The 22,368-nt window shown below is 36.0% G+C and carries 19 protein-coding genes; 13 read left to right on the top strand and 6 right to left on the bottom strand.

From position 1 onward, the window contains the following. Positions 1–4 precede the first annotated feature (4 nt). Positions 5–1,204: an amidohydrolase gene (locus I586_RS05425; RefSeq protein ID WP_010764167.1), complete on the top strand. Its 1,200-nt coding sequence runs from the start codon at positions 5–7 to the stop codon at positions 1,202–1,204. 584 nt (positions 1,205–1,788) lie between these two features. Beyond that, entirely contained in the window at positions 1,789–3,324 is a 1,536-nt protein-coding gene (locus tag I586_RS05420; protein WP_010764168.1) for an ABC-F family ATP-binding cassette domain-containing protein, read from the top strand. A gap of 46 nt (positions 3,325–3,370) precedes the next feature. Here I586_RS05420 and efaA read toward each other — a convergent pair whose 3' ends face one another. From efaA to I586_RS05400, 4 genes are all read right to left on the bottom strand, one after another. Further along, on the bottom strand, positions 3,371–4,300 hold the full coding sequence (gene efaA / locus I586_RS05415) for an Mn/Fe ABC transporter substrate-binding lipoprotein EfaA (RefSeq protein ID WP_010764169.1): 930 nt from the start codon (positions 4,298–4,300) through the stop codon (positions 3,371–3,373). Next, positions 4,297–5,154, bottom strand: coding sequence for a metal ABC transporter permease (locus tag I586_RS05410; RefSeq protein WP_010764170.1), 858 nt, complete (start codon positions 5,152–5,154; stop codon positions 4,297–4,299). The genes efaA and I586_RS05410 overlap by 4 nt, the downstream gene beginning before the upstream one ends. Continuing rightward, positions 5,151–5,906 carry a metal ABC transporter ATP-binding protein gene (locus I586_RS05405; RefSeq protein ID WP_010764171.1) on the bottom strand — a complete coding sequence of 252 codons (756 nt, stop codon included), beginning with the start codon at positions 5,904–5,906 and terminating at the stop codon, positions 5,151–5,153. The genes I586_RS05410 and I586_RS05405 overlap by 4 nt, the downstream gene beginning before the upstream one ends. Before the next feature lie 141 nt (positions 5,907–6,047). Then, on the bottom strand, positions 6,048–7,241 hold the full coding sequence (locus tag I586_RS05400) for a serine hydrolase domain-containing protein (protein ID WP_010764172.1): 1,194 nt from the start codon (positions 7,239–7,241) through the stop codon (positions 6,048–6,050). Positions 7,242–7,483: 242 nt separating this feature from the next. Here I586_RS05400 and I586_RS05395 point away from each other — a divergent pair, with 242 nt between their 5' ends. From I586_RS05395 to mnmA, 6 genes are all read left to right on the top strand, one after another. Next, entirely contained in the window at positions 7,484–8,449 is a 966-nt protein-coding gene (locus tag I586_RS05395) for a ribose-phosphate diphosphokinase (RefSeq protein WP_010764173.1), read from the top strand. A gap of 106 nt (positions 8,450–8,555) precedes the next feature. Continuing rightward, a complete protein-coding gene (rarD, locus tag I586_RS05390) occupies positions 8,556–9,470 on the top strand; it encodes an EamA family transporter RarD (RefSeq protein ID WP_010764174.1) in 915 nt (304 codons plus the stop codon). Between the two features lie 77 nt (positions 9,471–9,547). Then, a complete protein-coding gene (locus I586_RS05385; protein WP_010764175.1) occupies positions 9,548–10,693 on the top strand; it encodes a cysteine desulfurase family protein in 1,146 nt (381 codons plus the stop codon). Positions 10,694–10,775: 82 nt separating this feature from the next. Continuing rightward, complete coding sequence (locus tag I586_RS05380; protein ID WP_010764176.1) at positions 10,776–11,117, top strand: DUF1831 domain-containing protein; 342 nt, start codon at positions 10,776–10,778, stop codon at positions 11,115–11,117. Between the two features lie 174 nt (positions 11,118–11,291). After that, on the top strand, positions 11,292–12,281 hold the full coding sequence (locus I586_RS05375; RefSeq protein WP_010764177.1) for a hypothetical protein: 990 nt from the start codon (positions 11,292–11,294) through the stop codon (positions 12,279–12,281). A 121-nt stretch (positions 12,282–12,402) separates the two neighbouring features. Further along, positions 12,403–13,527, top strand: coding sequence for a tRNA 2-thiouridine(34) synthase MnmA (gene mnmA, locus I586_RS05370; RefSeq protein WP_010764178.1), 1,125 nt, complete (start codon positions 12,403–12,405; stop codon positions 13,525–13,527). A 27-nt stretch (positions 13,528–13,554) separates the two neighbouring features. Here the strand turns inward: mnmA and I586_RS05365 are convergent, their stop codons facing one another. Next, a complete protein-coding gene (locus I586_RS05365) occupies positions 13,555–13,947 on the bottom strand; it encodes a hypothetical protein (RefSeq protein WP_010764179.1) in 393 nt (130 codons plus the stop codon). A gap of 224 nt (positions 13,948–14,171) precedes the next feature. Between I586_RS05365 and I586_RS05360 the strand changes: the two genes are divergently transcribed. Together I586_RS05360 and I586_RS05355 are read left to right on the top strand one after the other, a co-directional pair. Beyond that, on the top strand, positions 14,172–14,537 hold the full coding sequence (locus I586_RS05360; RefSeq protein ID WP_010764180.1) for a DUF1033 family protein: 366 nt from the start codon (positions 14,172–14,174) through the stop codon (positions 14,535–14,537). Positions 14,538–14,839: 302 nt separating this feature from the next. Beyond that, positions 14,840–18,004 carry a hypothetical protein gene (locus tag I586_RS05355; protein WP_010764181.1) on the top strand — a complete coding sequence of 1,055 codons (3,165 nt, stop codon included), beginning with the start codon at positions 14,840–14,842 and terminating at the stop codon, positions 18,002–18,004. A 208-nt stretch (positions 18,005–18,212) separates the two neighbouring features. Here the strand turns inward: I586_RS05355 and I586_RS05350 are convergent, their stop codons facing one another. Further along, positions 18,213–18,926: a DsbA family oxidoreductase gene (locus tag I586_RS05350; RefSeq protein WP_010764182.1), complete on the bottom strand. Its 714-nt coding sequence runs from the start codon at positions 18,924–18,926 to the stop codon at positions 18,213–18,215. Between the two features lie 184 nt (positions 18,927–19,110). Here I586_RS05350 and I586_RS05345 point away from each other — a divergent pair, with 184 nt between their 5' ends. From I586_RS05345 to I586_RS05335, 3 genes are all read left to right on the top strand, one after another. Beyond that, on the top strand, positions 19,111–21,192 hold the full coding sequence (locus tag I586_RS05345; RefSeq protein WP_010764183.1) for a DNA topoisomerase III: 2,082 nt from the start codon (positions 19,111–19,113) through the stop codon (positions 21,190–21,192). Between the two features lie 123 nt (positions 21,193–21,315). Further along, positions 21,316–21,786 (top strand): nucleoside deaminase, encoded by a 471-nt coding sequence (locus I586_RS05340; protein WP_010764184.1) that lies wholly within the window; start codon positions 21,316–21,318, stop codon positions 21,784–21,786. 20 nt (positions 21,787–21,806) lie between these two features. Beyond that, positions 21,807–22,106: a nucleoside triphosphate pyrophosphohydrolase family protein gene (locus tag I586_RS05335; protein WP_010764185.1), complete on the top strand. Its 300-nt coding sequence runs from the start codon at positions 21,807–21,809 to the stop codon at positions 22,104–22,106. Positions 22,107–22,368: the final 262 nt, after the last annotated feature.

Raw genomic sequence — 22,368 nt, 5'->3', positions numbered from 1 at the left:
ACAAATGACGACAGTAACAAAACAATCGATTCAAGAAGAAATTCAACAACATGCAGATGAAGTGATTGCTTTAAGACGTCACTTTCATCAATATCCAGAAGCGAGTTTGAAAGAATTTGAAACAATCAAACGAATCAAAGAAGAGCTAGACAAGCTGGCTATTCCTTTTGAAGAAGTCGGAGAAACAGGTGTTTTAGCAACAATAAAAGGAAAAAAAGGTTCTGGTAAAACAATTATTTTAAGAGCAGATATCGATGCATTGGAATTAGAAGATGGGACGGGCAGAGAGTATCAATCAAAAAATCCAGGATTAAACCACGCTTGTGGACATGATGGTCATGCTGCAGCATTATTAGGAGCAGCTAAAATTTTGAAAAATCACGAAGATGATTTTGCTGGAACAATCAAATTAGCCTTTCAACCTGCAGAAGAAATCGGTGCTGGTGCCTGTCAGTTTGTTGAGGGCGGTTTTGTTGAAAATATTGATCAAGTGTTCGGGATTCATTTAGATTCAAGTGTTCCTGTAGGAAAACTAGTTGCGACTAAAGGGGCAACGAATGCATCTTGTGACATTTTTACAATTGAGGTTGAAGGATTGAGCAGTCATGTAGCGCAACCGAATGTTGGTCGGGATGCGGTATTGTCTGCTGCAAGTATTGTTGTGGAACTGCAGAAAATAGCGGCACGAGAAGTCAGTCCTCTAGATCCTGTTGTTGTGGGAATAGGTGTACTCGATGCTGGAACGAGATATAATATCGTAGCAAATCATGCGAGAATCGAAGGAACAGTGCGAGCTTTCAGTCATGAAACAAGAGCATTTGTTTTACAGCGCGTAGAAGAAATCGCCAATCAAATTGCTGAAGCTCATCGAACTAAAATTGCCTCTTTCCATATCCATGATGCAGCAGGACCGTTGATCAATGATGACACAGCAACTGAACTAGCTCAAAAAGTAGCAGCTGAAATTGTTGGCAGTGAGAATGTTGTAACCGATCATACAAAGAGTTTAGGTGCGGATGACTTTGCCGACTTTTTATTGAAAGCACCAGGTGTATACGGAAGAGTAGGGACTCGAAATCTAGATAACCCAGAAACACAATATGGCCATCATCATGAAAAATTCGATATCGATGAAGCTGGCTTAGCCTTAGCAACAGAATTTCATGTACGTTATGCACTAACGTATTTAAATTCGATTGACTAATCATGAATAAAAGCATACGGCTTGAAGTTTAATAGCGAACTTCAAGCCGTATACTTTTTCATTTTTACTTGAAAGAGTAGAACGTACTTAGTAATATTCTTGCTTTTCAAAACAATTATGGTAAACTATTTTTGTAAAGAAAGGTGATTAAGAATGTTTTTTCTTTCAGATAAATTTGTGAAAAGAAGCAGCTCCCAACAGATGAATGTGATGAAGCATTGTTGTGGAGCCTAATAGAATGAACGCTTCATCGTCTAAATGTATACTAAATTTTTTGGGACTAAAATGTAGTCTTATTTAGTGTTGCTGTTGACGATGATCCTGATTTTTATAGCGCTGATCAAAGGACAACGTGTTTCGTACGTTGTCCTTTGTTGATACTAACAAGGGATAAGTAGGTGGACCTATTTGATCGCTTGTTTTTTTGTCTGAATAAACAAAGACCTTTCGAATCGACGTACGAGAACGTTGTGTGAAGCAATGTTAATTTTTGAAGAAAAACAAATAATTACGGCAATTTACAATAAACTAGAAGCAAAGACAGTAGAAAATAACTTTGCGAGAATGGAAAAGAGGACGTAAACATGAGTTTATTAACAATCGAACACCTAACCCAACGTTTTGGTGAAAAAATTCTGTATGAAGATGCATCGCTTCGTGTCAATAAAGGGGATCACATGGGCTTAACTGGACAAAATGGTGTAGGCAAATCAACCTTAGTCAAGATTTTAACAGGGGAAATTTTAGCAGATGATGGTAGTATTACGTGGCAAAACAACACCAAAATCGGTTATTTGGACCAGTATGTGGAAGTAATCGGAAATAGTACGATCAATGCGTTTTTACACCAAGCATACACGCCATTATATGAAATCGAAAATAAAATCAATGAGTTATATGCGGAATATAGTGAGACCGGTGAAGATAAATTACTTGAACGAGCAGGAAATTTGCAAACGCAATTAGACGAAAGTGATTTTTATCAAATTGATACGATCATCAATGATTTGGCTAATGGCTTAGGAATTGAAGCGATTGGATTGGATCGACTAATGAATGAACTAAGTGGAGGGCAAAGATCAAAGGTCATTCTAGCAAAACTTCTTTTAGAAGAGCCGGATGTTTTATTATTGGATGAACCAACAAACTATTTGGATGATACACATATTCAATGGCTCATCAATTATTTGAATGATTTCGATGGTACGTTTATTTTGGTTTCCCATGATTATCACTTTTTAAATGCCGTAACAAATTGTATTTGTGATATTGAATTTGGTAAATTAACGAGATATACAGGAAATGTCGAGAAATCCTTTGCGCAAAAAGAACAAAACAAAGAGAGTTACTTAAAACAATATCATGCGCAACAAGCAAAAATTGAAAAAGCTGAAGCGTATATTCGTAAATACAAAGCTGGGAATCGTGCTACCATGGCGAAAAGTCGTCAGAAACAATTAGATCGAGTGGAACGAATGGCACCTCCAGGCAGCTTAATGAAACCACAAATACAGTTTCCTTATCAGCCAATTGTGGCCAGTTTAGCGCTGATTACAGATGAATTAACGATTGGCTATACTGAACCATTATTAGCACCAATCAATTTATCTGTTCATAGTGGAGAAAAGGTGGCAATCAAAGGCTTTAATGGTATAGGAAAATCAACATTGATCAAAACGTTGACAGGGAAAATCAAACCAATCAACGGTGACTATCAATATCCAGCAAATACAAAAATTGCTTATTTCTCACAAGATTTAATTTGGGATAATGATTATTTGACCCCGATAGCGTATCTAAGTGATTGCTTTCCTAAAAAAACGGTCAAAGAAATCCGCACTTATTTAGCGAAATGTGGGTTGCCAGATAAATTAGTGAATCAATCATTGCGTTTATTAAGTGGAGGCGAGCAGACGAAGGTAAAATTAAGCGAGCTGACAATGGACACAAGCAACATTATTTTCCTAGACGAACCAACGAATCACATCGATGCGGCTGCCAAAGAGAGCTTACGTCAAGCGATTCAGCAATTTAAAGGTACGATTGTGATTGTTTCTCATGAGGAGGAATTTTATGCAGATATTACAGATCGTGTGATCGATATTGAGGAAATGATTTAAATAAAAAATAGCTTCTGACATGTTTTAATCTGTCAGAAGCTATTTTTTATTTCATCAATCCATCATGGATTTTATCTAAATTCCATTTCATCATCGCGTAATAGCTATCGCCATCTTCTCCTTTTTTAGCAATGGAATCAGTAAAAATTGTACTGTAAATGGGTAAATCTGTTTCTTTTGATACTCGTTCCATACTACGTTTGTCTACACTTGTTTCGACAAATAGAGAAGGCACTTTTGTTTTATGGATTTGATCAATGATTTGTTTCATTTGATCTGGTGTTCCTTGGCTTTCTGTGTTGATTTCCCAAATGTAGGCTGCGGTCAGTCCATACGCTTTTGAGAAATATTTAAAGGCACCTTCACTGGTTACCAGTAATTTTTTATTATCTGGAATGTCAGCAAATTTTTCTTTGGCTTCTTTGTCTAAAGAATTAAGTTTTTCAATGTATTCTTTAGCATTTTTTTCATACGTATCTTTGTTTTTTGGATCTTTTTCACTTAATGTATCTCTAATTGATTTTACATAAGAAATTCCGTTTTGGATATCTAACCAAGCATGCGGATCTTGTTCGTTTTCTTGTCCAGCACTTGTTAAATACATCGGTTCGACTTTTTTACTAACAGAGAAGAAGTCTTGGTCTTCTTTTTTCTTGGCAGTTTCCATTAGCTTGTTGAACCAACCATTTCCGCCTGTTTCTAAGTTCAACCCGTTGAAGAATAAAACATCCGCTTCAGAGGCTTTGGCAACATCTTCTGGCAATGGTTCGTATTCATGTGGATCAGTTCCTACGGGCACGATACTGTGTAAATTGACTAAATCTTTCCCGACATTCTCGACCATGTCGGCAAGAATCGAGTTCGTTGCAACCACATTGATTTTTTCTTTGTCAGCAGTATCATCCGTTTTGGATTGGCATGCGGCTAATAAAAATAAACTGGCTAGTGCGGCAATAAAAAGTATTTTTTTTCTCATAAAGTTGATTCCTCCGTTTTCTGTTTATTGACAAAAAATAGTCCTTTTTTCGGTGAAAATAGAAAAGCTAAAATGAAAAATGCAGCTGCTGTTAACACGATAGTCGCCCCTGATGCTAAGTTATACGAATAGCTAAAGAATAAGCCGATAATCGAACTTAATATCCCAAAGAGCGAAGCTAACCCGATCATTGTAGGCAAGTGGTTCGTCAGCAAGTAAGCAGTAGCTGCTGGTGTGATCAACATGGCGATCACTAAAATTGTCCCCACTGTTTGTAATGAAGAAACGGCTACTAATGTTAATAAAAACATCAATGCATAATGGAAAAACTGAACATTTAATCCATACGCTTGTGCCATTGTTGGGTCAAAAGAAGTAATTTGCAATTCTTTGTAAAATAATCCAACAAAAATCAAAACAATGATCCCAACGACTACAGTAATCAAAATATCTGAATCACGCACTGCCAAAACATTCCCAAAGAGAATGTGGTAAAGGTCAGTCGAACTTTTTGCAAAAGAAATCATGATAATTCCTAAAGCGAAAAATGAGCTGAAAACAACACCGATTGCGGTATCATTTTTTAACTGACTTTTTTGTGTAATGAACCCGATCAGCAAAGCTGCTAAGATTCCAAAAATCGAAGCCCCAAATATATAATTAACGCCGAACATATAAGAGGCTGCTACTCCTGGTAAAACAGCGTGTGAGATGGCATCTCCCATTAAAGACATACCGCGTAACACAATGAATGAACCAATGATTCCAGAAACTAATCCAACGATGATCGATGTGATCAGAGCGTTTTGTAAAAATTGGTAGCGAACCAACCCATCAATAAAATTTGCAATCATGCATCAGCCACTCCTTTAATAATAATATCGCCCATCGTTTCACCGTAGGCTAATTGAATATTTTTGTTTGTAAATGTAGTTGAAACAGGTCCGCAAGCAATCAGTTCTTTCTTCAAAATGATCACATCGTCAAAATAATGTGCAACTTTATGAAGGTCATGATGAACGATTAAAATCGTCTTTCCAGCTTCTTTTAATTGTTTTAAAATATCCATGATGACTTTTTCACTCGTCATATCGATTCCTACAAAAGGTTCATCTAAAACAATGATATCTGCTTTTTGAGCTAGCACGCGGGCAATGAAAACTCGTTGCAATTGTCCACCTGATAATTCACCGATTTGCCGTTTAGCAAATGTTTCTAGTTGAACCGTCTTTAATGCGGCGAGTGCTTGTTCTTTTTCTTGTTTTTTAGGACGTTTTAAAACACCGAGCTTTGGATAAGTGCCTAACAGAACGACCTCAAGCACGTTGATTGGAAAAGAAAGATCTAATGCACTGCGTTGTTCGACATAGGCGATTCGTTTTTTCTGTGTATCAAGTGGTTGTTCTCCTATCAATACAGTTCTAGAGTCTGCTTTGAGTAAACCCAACATCCCCTTTAAAAATGTCGATTTTCCCGCTCCGTTTGGCCCAATAATCCCAGTTATTTTTCCTGCCGGGACGTTTAAAGAAATATCGGCTAGTGCTTTTTGACCTTGGTAACTAACCGTTAGCTGTTGTATTGTAATGTTATTGTTATTTATAGACATAAAAAAACCTCCTTTTTAGGTTTGCCTTAAAATCAGTATATGATAAAGCTAAAATAAAATCAAATATTTTTTTAGGTCTGCCTAAAAATTAAAACAAAAAAATCTAGAAAACGACATCGTCTTCTAGATTTGCAGTGAAAATCAGTCACTTGAATTTGACTCCAACAGATCAAATATGGAATCGGCTAATTCTGAATGAGATTTATTTTTGGGGTATTGATTAGATAGTAAAATAACGGCGTTTTGTCGATCTTTTGAAACCATTGAGTTTGATTCAAAACCTGCTTCGTTGCCATGTCCTTTGATATGGTTAGGAAAGTTATATAAGCCGCCCATATATTTTGTTTCAGTTTCAGGAGTCCAAACGCTATCAATGGTCTGTTGGTCAATAATTTTTCCTTCGAAGAGGTCAGAGTAAAATAAGTAGAGATCACCGACGGTCATGCCAACATTGCCCGTCCCAACTTCTTGATCAAAGGTTAACGGATTATCCGTGATTTGAGAACCAAAATCTTGGCCAGCCACAGGCTCATAGGCATAGGTTCGATTCGTTGATTTTATAAAGTCGTTATAAAAGCAGGTATGAGATAATTTAAGTCCTTGGATAAACGTCTGAGTAAACAGTGTTCGGTAAGAGGTTCCAGTCAATTGTTCCAAAATACCCACTAAAATAGAGTAGTTGATACCTTCATATTTATATTTACCGTAAACGCCCATCGTAGCGTTAGCAATGGCGAATTGAATAAAATCATCATCCGTCATCAAAATCGTCGGTTTGATTTTTTGCTCCAATCCAGAAGTCATCGAAAGCAATTGCCGGATTGTTATTTTCTGACTATCTTGAATAGCTGGATAAAATTGGTCTAAGGTATCATCTAATGAAAGTTTGTTAGCTTGAACTTGTTTTAAAATAAGGGCAGCTGTAAAGGCTTTTTGGATTGACCCGATTTGAAAGGTTGAGTTATACGTATTCGAACGGCTTTCAGAAATATTTGCATAGCCAAAGCCTTTTTGCAAAATGATGTGACCATTGTGAATAATCAAAGCTGTCCCAATAAATTGAATATCTTCTAATTTTTGGTTTAGATCTTTTGCAAAATCAGAAACGGGTAAAACTTCTTGTTCAAAATTTTGTTCCTGTGATATATCTTGTGTATGTGAAGTAGACGGTTCTGTCGTTGTTAGTATCTCACTTGAACTTGTATGTGAGGTTGATTCAGGCCGGTTTTGGAAAAATAAAAGATACACTTCTGTAATGACCAAAATGATCAAAATCAACATAACAAGTACAGGAATAAATAGATTTTGCTTTTTATGATGTTTCTTATGGCGCATGAGTTTGACCACCTCCAATCATTCTTTATTTTACTTATTTAGTATAGAAAGACAAGGCGATTGTGTGGGATTTAACGAACAATTTTGTAAGCACAAATAATCTTCTTTTAAAATTCGTCTGAATTTCAATGATTTGTCACAAGAAAGAAAAAGATTCATGATTTTTTTAAGAATCAATGTTAAAATGGTAATTGAAGTTTTATATATATTACGCATAGAAAATCTAAATCACGGAGGAAATCATGACCCAAAAATACGAGGATAAAACATTACGAATCTTTAGTTTGAATGCCAATCGCCCTTTAGCGGAGAAAATTGCAGAGGTTGTCGGGACTGAACTTGGAAAAAGTACGGTGCGCCAATTTAGTGACGGAGAGATTCAAATCAATATTGAAGAGAGTATTCGTGGGGACCATGTTTTTCTTGTTCAGTCGACCAATCTTCCTGTTAATGACAATTTAATGGAATTATTGATCATGATTGACGCATTAAAACGAGCAAGTGCTAAAACGATCAATGTTGTATTGCCTTACTATGGATATGCTAGACAAGACCGAACAGCAAAACCAAGAGAACCAATCACTGCAAAATTAGTTGCGAATTTATTAGAAGAAGCTGGAGCAATGCGTGTATTAACATTGGATTTACATACCGTTCAAGTACAAGGATTCTTTGATATTCCAGTAGATAACTTATTCACAATGCCGTTGTTTGCTCATAATTATCGTCAGCAACAATTAACAGGAGAAGATATCGTGGTTGTTTCACCTAAAAATAGTGGTGTGCAACGTGCAAGAAGTTTATCTGAATATTTAGATGCAACACTTGCAATCATTGATCAAGATGAAGTTGATGGGGTACGCTCAGGGTACGTTATTGGTGAAGTCAAAGGGAAAACATGTATTTTAGTGGATGATATTTTAAATTCAGGCAGCACTATGGCAACAGCTGCAGAAATTTTAAAGGAAAACGGCGCAAAATGTATTTATGCATGTGCTTCTCATGGATTGTTATCTAAAGGAGCCAAAGAGACGCTAGATGCTTCGCCAATCGAACAAATTTGCGTGACAGATTCTGTATTTATATCAGATGACCGCAAACCAGATGTCTTAAATATTGTTTCATGTGCCGAACTAATGGGTGAGGCAGTTAAACGTACCCATGAAAATACACCAATGAGTCCGCTATTTCGTTTAGAAGAAAAATAATAACGATCTGTTTAAATTAAGAAAGAAGTTCAGTTATTGTTTGATACTGAACTTCTTTTTAATCGTTATAATTGAGAAATGAAATAACACAAGATGAGGAGTATAGATGAAAGGAGTTATACAGGTGAGAGAACAGAAAAAGGGGATTATATTAGGATTTATTGCATATGTATTTTGGGGAATCATTCCGATTTATTGGAAGTTACTGCCAACTGTGGCGCCATTGGATATATTGTGTTATCGCATTGTTTGGTCTTTTTTATTTATGATCATTTATATTTTGGTTACAAAAAGATGGACGTTATTTATGACAGAAGTTAAAGCTGTCTTACAAGATAAGAAAAAATTATTGGCTATTATTTGTGCGGCTATTTTGATTTCAGTTAATTGGTTTACATTTATTTATACCGTCAGTCAAGGACATGTTACGCAAGCAAGTTTGGGTTATTACATGAATCCATTGGTGAATGTGCTATTGGCAACCTTGATTTTGAAAGAAAAATTAAGTCGTTCAGGGATGATTGCGTGTGGATTAGCTTTAATGGGCGTTCTTTTATTAACGATTCAAACAGGCGAAATTCCTGTGGCACCCATTATTATGGCCGTGACATTTAGCTTTTACGGATTGATTAAAAAAGGGGTTTCTGTTAGTTCGTATACTGGTTTGACGATCGAGACATTTGTTATTTTGCCTGTGGCTATGATTTATCTAGTATTCTTTTCACGTCAAGGATTTATGAACTACGAATTATCTACGAATCTATTGTTGATGGGGGCAGGTATTGTTACTGCAATTCCTTTATTGCTTTTTGCGCAAGCGGCAAAACAGATTTCGTATATTATTTTAGGCTTTATTCAATATGTTGGGCCTACATTGATGCTTATCTCTGCGTTATTTCTATATCACGAACCGTATACCGCAGATCAGTTTATTGCGTTTGGTTTTATTTGGGCAGGGATAGCCGCTTTCACGTATGGCAACATTTATACGTATCGAAAGGAAAAGAAATTTGTAAAGTAAAAGAATCAATCTTTGAGTAAGGTTTTCAGGTATGTTAAACTAATGCCATTAAAAAGGATTCAGAAAGGGCGAGTTCAGTGGAACCCATTTATTTAGATCACGCAGCAACAACACCAGCACATCCAACAGTTATTGAGATAATGACCAGTGAAATGGCCAATACCTTTGGCAATCCCTCCAGTATCCATACTTTTGGAAGACAGGCCCATCGTAAATTAGAAGATATCCGTCAAGTGATTGCGGCTAGTCTTGAAGTAAAGCCACATGAAATTATTTTTAATAGTGGCGGCACAGAAGGGGATAATACAGCAATTATTGAAACGGCGTTTTCAAAAAAAGATCAAGGAATGCACTTGATAACAACGGCAATCGAGCATCCAGCTGTTTTGAAAACAATGAATTATTTAGAAGAATTAGGCTTTGAGGTTACCTATTTACCAGTAGATGAGAATGGCAAATTGGCAATTGAAATGGTTAAGGATGCTTTACGAGAGGATACGATTTTAGTTTCAGTCATGTATGGCAACAACGAAATCGGTAACTTACTTCCAATCAAAGAGATTGGAGAATTATTAAAAGAACATCCGGCCGTTTTTCATACAGATGCTGTACAAGCGTATGGTTCTGAAAAAATTTTACCACATGAACTTGGGATTGATTTATTAAGTATTTCTGCTCATAAAATCAATGGACCAAAAGGCGTTGGTTTTTTATTCAAGAATGATGCCATTTCGTTACCTTCCTTTTTACATGGTGGTGAGCAGGAAGAAAAACGTCGAGCTGGCACGGAAAACCTAGCAGGTATTGCGGGAATGGGGAAGGCCGTTGCTCTTTTGACAGAAGATGAAAAAGAACATAGGCATGGGAAATATGCTGAGTTTGAGCAAATTATTTTGACTGAATTAAATCAAGCTAACATCGATTATCGAATCAACGGGGATCCTAAAAATAAACTCGCTCATATTTTAAACTTACAATTTTTAGGAGTAGCAAGTGATTTATTGTTAATGCACTTAGATCTTCGAGGGATCGCTATTTCCACAGGTTCAGCTTGTACGGCGGGAACAGTAGAGCCTTCTCATGTGTTAGAAGCTTTGTATGGGAAAGATGATCCTGCCATTAAAGAATCCGTACGAATAAGTTTTGGATTAGGGAATGATACGGAACAAATCCAACGATTTTCAACAATACTGGTTGAAACGATTGAAAAAATAAAACAGTAATGCAAGAAAAATTAGATTTTAGGTAGCAAAAAGAAAGCGTACCAACTATAATAAAAGAGACAATAAATAAAGAGGTGGAAAAATGGCATTTAAAGAAAAAGCAACAGTAGAAGGTTGTACAATATTTTATAAAGTAAATGAACAAGCTAAAAAATATACATTGAAAGACAATGGCTTCACTGAAACAAATTCAGGTAACTTTCAATTGATCCGTCCTTTAGATGGAACGCCCCAAAGTAAAGAAGGATTTAAATTAAAAATTACGATTGCAGAAGATTTAAAAACATTAAAAATGTCGGTAACAACGGCAAATGGTTTAAAATCAATGAATATTTTCAAAAATGACTCACATGCAATGAGCCAAGAGAAGTTTTACTTCTTGATGGATGGTATGATCAGCCGTGGAGTATTTGAGAAAGCATAATCAATTAATTTATTATGAACAATGAGGTTGGAATGTGACTCGTAGAGTTGTGTTCCAACCTCATTGTTTTTAGCAAGTGGGATAAGATTTTTAATGAACGAGCAGATAAAACGCTCTTGTCATGTCTAGGTACTATTGGTACACTTTTTGATAGGGGAAAAAGGAGTGGGGAAAATGAAAAAAAAGGTATTTTGGGTAAATAAAAATAATTTTAAATTTGTGATTATCTTAGTAATCCTATTGATTTTTATAGTGTCTATTCATCACTATTCCAAAGATAATACCATTCTCTTTCATTTGCAGACGTTCATTAATAATCAGAAAGAGATTATTCTAATCGGTTTATCAGGAGCTTTTTTGTTTCAACTGGTTGTTTGTTGTAACCGATTCGTTATTACAGAAAGTGAGTTCATCTATGCTACATTATTTACTAAGAAAACATTTGCTAAGTCTGAATATATGATTGTCGGCGTAGGTGCTAAAGAAAGTTATACTCCAGGATATGGTGACGAATCTGGAAATACAGAATATTGGCATCAATTAAATGTCGTAGATAAAGAGTCATTGAAAATTTTTGAAATAAAGGTAAAAAGTTCGAACAACTATTATCAGGACATCGTTTCTTATTTAAAAATGGACGAACTAGACGATCAGTGCCCAGTAAATAATATAGAAGGATATTCCTTTGTCCCAGCAGGGCAGGATCGTTATTCAAAGCCCTGGTTGGATAATCTGATGGCTCTAGTCATAGGAGCGGTGATTACGTTCTTATTATATAAGCTTGTGCCAATCAGACTTCTGGAAACAAAATGGCAGATAGTCGTTGTTTTAGCTGTATTTTTCTTTGTAGGGCTACGAAACATTCGTTTTAAAAAAAGAATTCCTTTACAGAAACTATCTATAAATAAAGAATCGGTCAGTATCAATAATGTTCATTATAAAAACCAAGAAATCATTCATTTAGCAATGAGTGCTAGCAGTGATGACAGTAAAAAAAATAATGTCTGCTTTTTAAATATAGTTTTTGAAGATGGCGGGAAAAAACAACGATTATTCTATCAATTTTCCATCGGTCATTCTCAAGTAGTAGAGTATCAAGAATTGGAAGAGCTGTTATTGAAAAAATTTGTAGATAAATATCAATTGCTATTTAGTAAGAATTAATGCTTCCTATTTCTAAGAGCTTTACTTCTTCAAAAATACTAGTATAATAAGTATCACTGAAAAGTTACGACCTTCAAATCGTAGATGAGTTCAGAATCTAAATTGAAATGATGGTGATCAAATGACAGATAACAGCAAAACTCGTGTCGTTGTAGGCATGAGCGGAGGTGTAGATTCTTCTGTTACCGCATTGCTTTTAAAAGAGCAAGGCTATGATGTCGTGGGCATCTTTATGAAAAATTGGGATGATACGGATGAAAATGGTGTCTGTACTGCTACTGAGGATTATAAAGATGTAGCAAAAGTTGCGGATCAAATCGGTATTCCTTATTATTCTGTAAATTTTGAAAAAGAATATTGGGATCGAGTGTTTGAATATTTTCTTGCAGAATATCGCGCAGGTCGCACGCCGAATCCTGATGTGATGTGCAACAAAGAAATCAAATTCAAAGCGTTTCTAGATTACGCAATGCAACTTGGGGCAGATTATGTCGCAACCGGACACTATGCACAAGTCGAGCGAAAAGAAGATGGCACTGTGCGCATGTTGCGTGGTGTGGATAATAATAAAGACCAAACGTATTTCTTGAGTCAATTGTCTCAAGCACAATTAGCTAAGACAATGTTTCCTTTAGGAGGTATGGAAAAACCTAAGGTTCGTGAAATTGCTGAAAGAGCTAATTTAGCAACAGCTAAGAAAAAAGATTCCACAGGGATCTGTTTTATTGGAGAAAAGAACTTCAAACAATTTCTAAGCAACTATTTACCAGCTAAAAAAGGGAATATGGTAACGCTAGATGGTGAAATCAAAGGACAACACGATGGATTGATGTATTATACGATCGGTCAACGTCAAGGCTTAGGTATTGGCGGCGGCAAAGGCTCGCAAGAACCTTGGTTTGTAATCGGGAAAGATTTGGCGACAAATACCTTATATGTTGGACAAGGTTTCCATCATGAACAATTATACGCTACGCATTTAGATGCAAGTGAAATACACTTTACTGTGGATACGGAAATGCCAAAAGAATTTGAATGCACGGCAAAATTCCGTTATCGCCAAGAGGATATCCCAGTAAAAGTTGTCTTAACAGGCGATGGCACAACAGCCAAAGTGATTTTTTCTGAACCAGTTCGTGCAGTTACTCCGGGACAAGCAGTTGTCTTTTATAACGGCATGGAGTGTCTTGGTGGAGGCTTGATCGATCAAGCGTACCAAGAAGAAAAGGTCTTACAATATATCTAAACAAAAAGTGAGTAGGGGAAAAAATCCCTACTCACTTTTTTTTAGACAGTTACGGAAATACGCTCGTGATTCTGGTGAAAGAATAAGGTAAAGCATAGAACCTAATTCGACTACACGAAATGCTAACATAATCATTTTAGGAAACATAGTAACCATCATTGGCGGATAAAAATATAATAGAACGACAAATGGAATAAAGAGGATCGATAATAGATAGCCTTTTTTCCCACCTGACATTAATCCCGCAATCTCAATGATGTAGACAAGGAACACCGCTATTTGATACCAGACCTCTGCTCCAAAAGATCCGTGGCCATCAACTATCGTTTTCAACGCAATAATCAGTGAAATAATGAGTAAAATATTGTTATATAGAAGTAAATAAATGGCAATTGAATTCCAAAATACAGGTTTTTTCATTATTTAAAACGTTCCTTTCTGCTCTTTCCATATTTTAGCAAATGCTTTTTCTATTCGCAATGAAATAAGAAAAAAACAACATTTTACACCTAGCTAGTTAAACCTATGGTAAAATAAAAACGATTGAGCGTGTCTGAAAAAACTATTTCACAAGCAATTAAGTTGAAAGTTTTATTCGAAGTGACTAGAATAGCTCTTGTAGAAAGAATTGGAGTGATTGATCGATGTATCAAGTTGTTATCATGTATGGCGATAATGAGCCTTGGTGGTTTTTTGAAGAGTGGCAAGAAGATATAGAAGAAAATAAGACATTTGATTGTTTAGAAGATGCGGAACGTTACTACATAAAAAAATGGCAAGAACTCTCTTCAACATATGAATACATAAATACAAAAGTTAATTATTTAGCTGCTTTTTGGAATACAGGTGATGAACGTTGGTGTGAAGAATGCGATGAGGATCTTCAACAATATAAAGGGCTCGCTTTATTGAAAGATTTTCAAGCTGTAACATTTGAAAGTGGTGATGATTTTCATGAGCGCCATAATGATTGTGCAAAACCAAAATGTTGTAAGTCAAGTTTAGTTTAGTATGATTAGGAAGTAAAGCTTCTAAGTGGTTAAGGCAACTCTTTGAGTTACCTTAACCACTTTTTTTGGATAGGATCATCTTTATATTTGAAGATGATCTGCCATACTTGTAAATCAAATTAGAATCTACTCTTAATAATTGATAGTAATTTTAAAAAAACAAAAATAAATATAAAGAAAAAATATATCGTTTTGATTAAAATTATATTTTTTTGGAATTGAAAATATTTCTTTCTTTGTTATAATTAGTAGTGGGCAAAGTTTATGTATGTCAGGATTAATTAGCAAGAAGGAGTGTAAAAATGAAGAAAAAAAGAATGTTATCAATTGTTGTTTTTCTAGTAATCGCTATTTTAGTTTATGTTAAATTTGAATCAATAATAAAAGCGAATACAGAAGAAAAAAAGACCGAAATGGTCGCACAAACCAAAACAACAAAAGAATTAAGTCCAGAACCTCCGAATCCGAACGAAGAGCCTGGATGGCAGCGATATACAAAAAATGATCCATTAGGTATATTCATGGACGCGGAACAAAAGCTAGAACTAAGGTATAAGTTCGGTTCGTCAGAGGAAAGTCAAGTAGACCAACCATTTGTAACTGGGAGTTTACAAGGTAATTATGGCATGTCTGCTGTGGTTCCAAATGTCTATTTACATGATTATTCGAAATTTGATGTAGCTCCACCAGGTAATCCCCCGCAACTGATAGAAGTAGGGGATGTAAATGCTTTAGAGCGTGGAGACGACTATCAAGGACCAAACACTTCGTCACCTATCCTTTTATCATGGATAACGGATACAGGGGAAGCTAAGACAATCTATAAAAATGATCCGGATTTAACACTTAGTAACATCAATTTATACCGGAAAACAGAGGCAGATCAAACAACGACCACCATGTTGAAATATAACTGGCAAATGTCAAAAGGATTTTTTAAAGGGTATCTGTTTCAGGCAACGAATGTGTTAAAACCCTATAATGGAACAATCAGGGTAGAGACCTACTTGAAGAATATTACGCCAGCCGATGCTAATAAGCCTGTGTTAAAAAATATTACCCTAAATAGTCATTATCCTATTGGACTTGGTTATAGGTCAGAGGCTGGTGAAACAAATCCGATTTTTTATCTTGGAAATAATCGTGGGCTGTATATGGAATATGAGAATCATTTAAGACTTACCTATCGATTGAACTACTTTTTCAATGTACCAAATCCTGTAACCAACTGGATTGGCGCATCGACTCTTGTAGGATCGTGGAGTAGTGATAACCCTAGTGCTTCTAAGGAACAAATAGCTGAAGCTGAATCAAAAAACTTTTTAAATGGGCACTATATTTTTAATGGAATTACAGGAGCAGGAAATGAGAAGGACAATGGAAAAGCCGGAACGAATGTTCCAGAACCTCCTTTTTGGGCTAATCTAGCTAAAAAAGACCCGGCCTTTTCAATGAAATCTTCTGTTAAAGAGAGCTTTGAAATAGGAGATACAATCAGCTATGCATTTAACATTGGGTTACAAAAAATCGATGATGTACCGTCGATCATGTTAGATGATACGGAAGGCTTTAGATTAAAGGGAGAAAATACCTATTCACTTAAAGGACAATGGTTTGACAATGATAGCACCGAAATTGATTTATTCTATTCTGTAGATGGTGGTGCTGTGAAAGGACCGTATCGTCAAAGGACAACACCAGACATGTTAGGACAAGGGATTGAATTTTCTATCGATTTAACTGAGCCTGGTGACCTAAAACCACAAGATCACGAAATAGAAGTCTACGCAAAAGATCTTCCAGAAGAAGGGACTGGTCTTGAGCCGACAGAATCAAACCATGAAGTCTTAAAACTGGTTTATGTAGATGATGATCCGAAAATCGAACTAGAGGAAACAATGGGAGCTATTCTACCAGGAGGATACAAAGTTAAAGGTCGTTATACAGGCAAGGATGAAAAATACAAACCTGCTACAATTTCGTATAAAAAAACAACAGATCCTGATTCAAAGTATAAAGAAATGACAGTAGTCAATTCTCCAAATGAAACCTTTGAATTTACAATACCGGAAAAAGATATGCCGGATGCAAATGGAACCTATGTATTTTCCATTCGAGCAGAAAATAAATATGGCGTTCTATCAAATGTAGAAGATGTGATGCTGTCTAATAAACAAACAAAGCCCAAATTTGTATTATCGGATAAATCAAAGGATAATCTGTTAAATCAAACGGCAAAAGAATACCCAATTGAATTTGCTAGTTTTACGCATACAGGACTATTTTATCCGTTGACGGTTCAGTATAAAGTGGATGATGAAAAAGAGTGGCAACGAATGACAGACCAGCCAGTAGGAGCGATGACCGCTGTATTGACGGATGTTACCGAAGGGCCACAAACAATTAAACTTCCTGCTTCAAAATTATCATTTGGGGAGAATCACGTTGTTCATTTTGTTGTATCCGATCGATTTGGTATTCTATCAGACGAGCAGACAGTTTCGTTTAATATGCCTGGAAAACCTGTGATCGAATCATTGGATAAAGAGACAGATTTTTCAATGGGTGTAGATTACACGGTGGCAGGTACGGTCAGCTTGACCGATGCTTACTTCCCATTCACGTTTTACTACAAGATTGGGACTGGTGCTTACAAAGAAGTGACAATGGCAGAAGAGCCAAATGAAACAAGTGGTAAGTTTAGTTTTATTATTCCCAAAGAAGAACTGCCAAGAGGTGTAAAACATGTGATAGAGATCAAAGCACGAGACAGATTTGCACAAGAGTCAAACAGTGCGACCCTAACATTAGAAGGAATCAGAAAATCCGATGTGATTGTAAAATTCATTGATGATGCTGAACCACCTCAATCAATAGCCAAAGATATTACATTTACACAAGAAATTGGAACAAGTATTGATTTGAAGAAAGAAAACTCAGTACTGGATGTAATTGAAGAATTAAAGAAAAAATATGAACAAATTTTACCAGATCCTACAAGAGTTGTTGAGTTTACAGATGATTCCACGACGATAGAGTACAAATTTAAAGGACGATTAACATATGTTTCTTTCCCAGAAGCATTTGATTTTAAATTGAACGTTGCTTCTTATAAGAAAATACGGATAGATGATCCTACCGTTATAGGAATGCCACTCGTTGTTTCTGATACAAGAGCTAGTTCTCCAGGTTGGTCACTAAAAGTGAAGCTGACAGAAGAGTTGTTAAATGAGGATGGGCGAACTACACTCAGAAACGCAGTTCGTTATAAATCAGGTGAAACAGAAACGATTTTAAATGATCAGGCATTAAAAATCGCTCAAAATTTAAAACCTGGTGAATACAATGTTAGTAAGGATTGGAATCCTGAAGGAAACGGATTTAAGGTGGAAATTGCACCTGGTGCAGTGAATGCATTAGGCAAGTATCATGGTGAAATTCTACTCGAGTTAGGTGAGACACCTTAATGATAAAGGCTTTTAAATAATAAGAAATGAAGTTATTCCAGTGAATTTTTCTTTTTATGGTTTATCAGAAGTGTTTTCTTGAATACAGTATGGAAATATTAAGAAGCGTATCGAAAGACACTAGGTGTTCGATACGCTTCTTTTTTCATTTTTTTAAAGAAAGAATTGAGATTAAATGGATCTTCTCCTGTTCAGTTGGGCAGATAAATTAGTCTTTACACACCCATTTGCCATCTTCCATATTACAAGAGCCGTATTCGGACTCACTGTTTTCGATAACCTCAACGATAGGTGCTTCTTTTTCCTTGATTGTGTTAAGTGCTTGAATGATTTGATCCATTGGCTGAGCACCATTGATTAAGTATTTTCCGTTAACAATCAATGCTGGGACTCCGGTAAGTTGATAAGCGTTGGCTATACGAAAATCATCTTCGACCAAAGCTAAGGTTGCAGGGTCCTTAAAGGCATGTTGCCATTTTTCAAAATCAATCGAACTATCTTGAACGATTGCTTCAATCACATCGCGGTCATCGATGTTTTGGCTATTCACGAACAACGCTGTTTGTAGAGCATCAAAAAGAGCCCAGTAACCGTCTTCTCCGTCGACCACACCTGCCGCTTTTGCAGCAACTAAACCGTTCATAGAAGTTGGGAAAAGAAAATCAGCTTGTTTCATTCCCTCGATATTAAATCGATGCAGATCATCATTTTGATTTGCATGAACCCAGTGAGATAGAATTTCGTTTTTTGCATTTTCTCTAGAGCCAAACATCTGCACGTGGTCAGCATCTTCTCTAGCTAAGGCAAAAGAGCGGTGTATAATCTTTATTTCTGGTAATGCTTTTTGAACTTGTCTCATCCGATAAGACATCGGAAAACAAAAACTACAGATGACGTCGTGAAAAAATTCAATTGTGATCATAATTTCTCCTTAATAAAAGTTTTTAGCTTACTAATTGTAAGTATATGGTTCTGGGATTAGGAATTCAATTAAAATGCTTCAATAAGAGGCGCGCAGTATAGACCAAATGTGGTAAAATCAACTTACTGAGATTTTAACCATTAACTCAATTTATATAAGGAAATACAGAAAGTGAGTGAAACAAATGGCAAATAAACAACTAATTATTGCTGAAAAACCTAGTGTTGCCAAAGATTTAAGTAAAGTACTAGGAGCAAATCAAAAAAATAAGAGCTACTACGAAGGTCCAACAGTCATTGTGACTTGGGCATTAGGTCATCTATTAGGCTTAAAAATGCCGGAAGACATCAACAAAGAATGGCAATCATGGCAAATGGAAACACTACCCATGGTGCCGAAAAACTTAGGAATCAAGCCTTTACCAAAAACAGGCCATCAATTAAAGGCAATCAAACAATTAGCCAACCGCAAAGATGTGACAGAAGCAGTGATTGCAACGGATGCAGGACGTGAGGGAGAGTTGGTAGCGCGCTGGATTTTAGAGTACGTTAACTTTAATAAACCAGTTAAGCGTTTATGGATTTCTTCGCAAACAGATAAAGCGATCAAAGACGGTTTTAAAAAATTAAGACCTGCTAAAGAATATGACAATTTATATTATTCAGCCTTAGCTCGTGCTAAAGCCGATTGGTTAGTTGGGTTGAATGTTACCAGAGCGTTAACGGTAAAATATCAAGATAGTCTGTCAGCTGGACGGGTGCAAACACCAACTTTATCCTTAGTTCGTCAACAAGAAAAGAAAATCGAAGGATTCAGACCTCAAATCTATTTTTCTGTAGAGTTACAAGTTCAAAAAGAAAAAGCTAAATTAGTTCAAAGTAACCCATACGCTTTTAAAGAACGCAACGATGTAGAAGCGTTTGTGAAAAAATTAAGCGAAGGCAAAGGTAAAGTAACCGATATCCAAGAAAAAACGAAAACAGAACAAGCGCCATTACCATACGATTTAACGGAAATTCAAAGAGAAGCCAATCAACGCTATCAATTTTCAGCGAAAAAAACTCTTTCACTGGTTCAAAGTCTTTACGAATTCCACAAAATCGTGACTTATCCAAGAACGGATAGCAAGTACTTGACGACAGATATGAGAGCAACGATGAAAGAACGTTTACAGGCAGTGAGTGATTTTGCACCAGAAGTTAAAACGTACATCAAAGATGGCGGGCAAGTCAAACTAACCAAAGTTTTCCAAAATGAGAAAGTGACAGATCACCATGCATTGATTCCAACTGAACAACGCCCTCGTTATGAAAAATTAAGTGGAGACGAACAAAAAATCTATAACATGATCGTGACTCGTTTCCTCGGCTTGTTTGCTGAACCACATCGCACAAAACAAACAAAAGTTACTGTAAGCTTTGGTAAAGAACAATTTATCTTCCGTCAAAGTAAAGTCGAAGTAGCTGGTTGGAAACAAGAAAAAGAAGACGTGGTTCCGTCTGTTGACTGGACGTTAGGAATGGTAATTCCGCCAAATTTCACCATTAACAAAGAATTAACAGCACCACCTAAACCACTGACCGAAGGAACTCTTTTAGGTTTGATGGAAAAACACAGCTTGGGAACGCCTGCTACGCGTGCAGAAATCATTGAAAAACTCATCAAATCAGAATTAATGGAGCGTAATACCAATGGATTGAACGTCTCACCAAAAGGTAAGCAACTACTTGAACTAGTCAATCCATCTTTAGTGACGCCTGAACTAACTGAAAAGTGGGAAAAAACACTTGAAGCAATCGCTAAAGGCAAACAAAGCAGTACCGTTTTCCTAAAAGAAATCGAACAAGACACTAAAAAACTTGTCAACGAGATCAGACAAAGCGAAAGCAAATACCAAGATTTTTCAATCACACAAAAAAAATGCCCAGAATGCGGCTCAAACTTACGTGAGAAAAATACTAAAGATGGCAAAATCTATATATGTTCAAACCAAGACTGTAGCTACCGTCGCAGAAAAGACCCTAAAGTTTCAAATCATCGTTGCTCTCAGTGCCATCGAAAAATGGAGATTATCGACGGGAAGAATGGTGCATACTTCAAATGTAAATATTGCTCCATCACTGAAAAAATGCAGGATAAAAAAGAACGTAGTAAAAAGTTAAGTAAACATGAAGAACGTAAATTAGTGAAAAAATATTCGCAAAAAGAAGAACCAGAAGAAAGTGCTTTGGCACAGGCGTTGAAAGCGGCAATGAAACAAGATTGATTTTTTTAGAAACACTAATCATCAAGGAGCTTTGTGACTAGTGTTTTTTGTCTAAGATAGCGTGAAACCGTTTGATTTCATGCTATAATGTAAACAAAATGCTAATTAGAGAAGAGTGGAAGAATGGCCATTAATCAAGAACAATTAGATGATCAGTTTATGAAACAAGCTCTAGAACTTGCGAAAGATGCTGCTAAACACGGAAATGAACCATTTGGATCGGTACTTGTCAAAAAAGATAAAGTGGTTTTAACCGGAGAAAATCAGATCCATACAGAAAGTGATCCCACCTATCATGCCGAATTAGGCATTATTCGTGACTTTTGTACCAGCCAAAACATAACAGATTTATCCGAATATACATTGTATACAAGTTGTGAACCCTGTTGTATGTGTGCAGGAGCTATGGTGTGGAGCAATCTAGGTAGAATGGTTTATAGTTTAGGCCATGATGAATTAGCTGAGATCGCTGGGTTTAATATTATGATTAGCAGTGAAGAGATTTTTTCAAAAAGCCCGAATAGACCTGAAGTTATTAAAGGTGTCTTAAAAGAGGCGGCAGTGCCAGTTTATGTCAATTATTTCCAAAAATAAAATATGAGGTGAGTAGAAAGATGAGAAAAAATGAATATTTAGCACTCGTTGCAATGGAAGAATGTGCAGAAATCCAGCAAGCCTTGTCAAAGGCACTAAGATTCGGCTTTGACGATCATCATCCATCCAGAGCAGATGAAACCAATGAAGAACAACTGTTAACAGAATTCTATCAATTAACTGCGATGATCGAGGAAATGCAGAATAGAGGAATTATTGCAGGCTTTGCTCAAGATAAAATAGAACAAGTAAAGCAGAATAAGATTGAGAAAGTATATAAATATATGGAGTATTCAAAGGCAAATGGACTGATAGAATAATTTATTATTTTATGACAAAAAGTCTTAAATTTCAAATTATGATTTGATACACTAAAAATGTAGAAAATTGACTAGTTTCAGACATAATCTAGAATAGAATATAGACCCGGAAAAAAGCACTTCGTTCGAAGTGTTTTTTCATATTTAGTCATCCAACCTGCTTTTTCTTGCTTTTTCCCAAGAACAAAGGAATAATTTAATGAAAATGGGCGGAAACATTTGTATTTTGCTATAAAAGGAGTATACTCTAAATTGGAATCAT

It is taken from the genome of Enterococcus moraviensis ATCC BAA-383 (assembly GCF_000407445.1).
GTDB classification, from domain to species: domain Bacteria; phylum Bacillota; class Bacilli; order Lactobacillales; family Enterococcaceae; genus Enterococcus_L; species Enterococcus_L moraviensis.
Note: the sequence above shows the minus strand (reverse complement) of the source record. Positions and strands in the feature narration are given on the sequence as shown.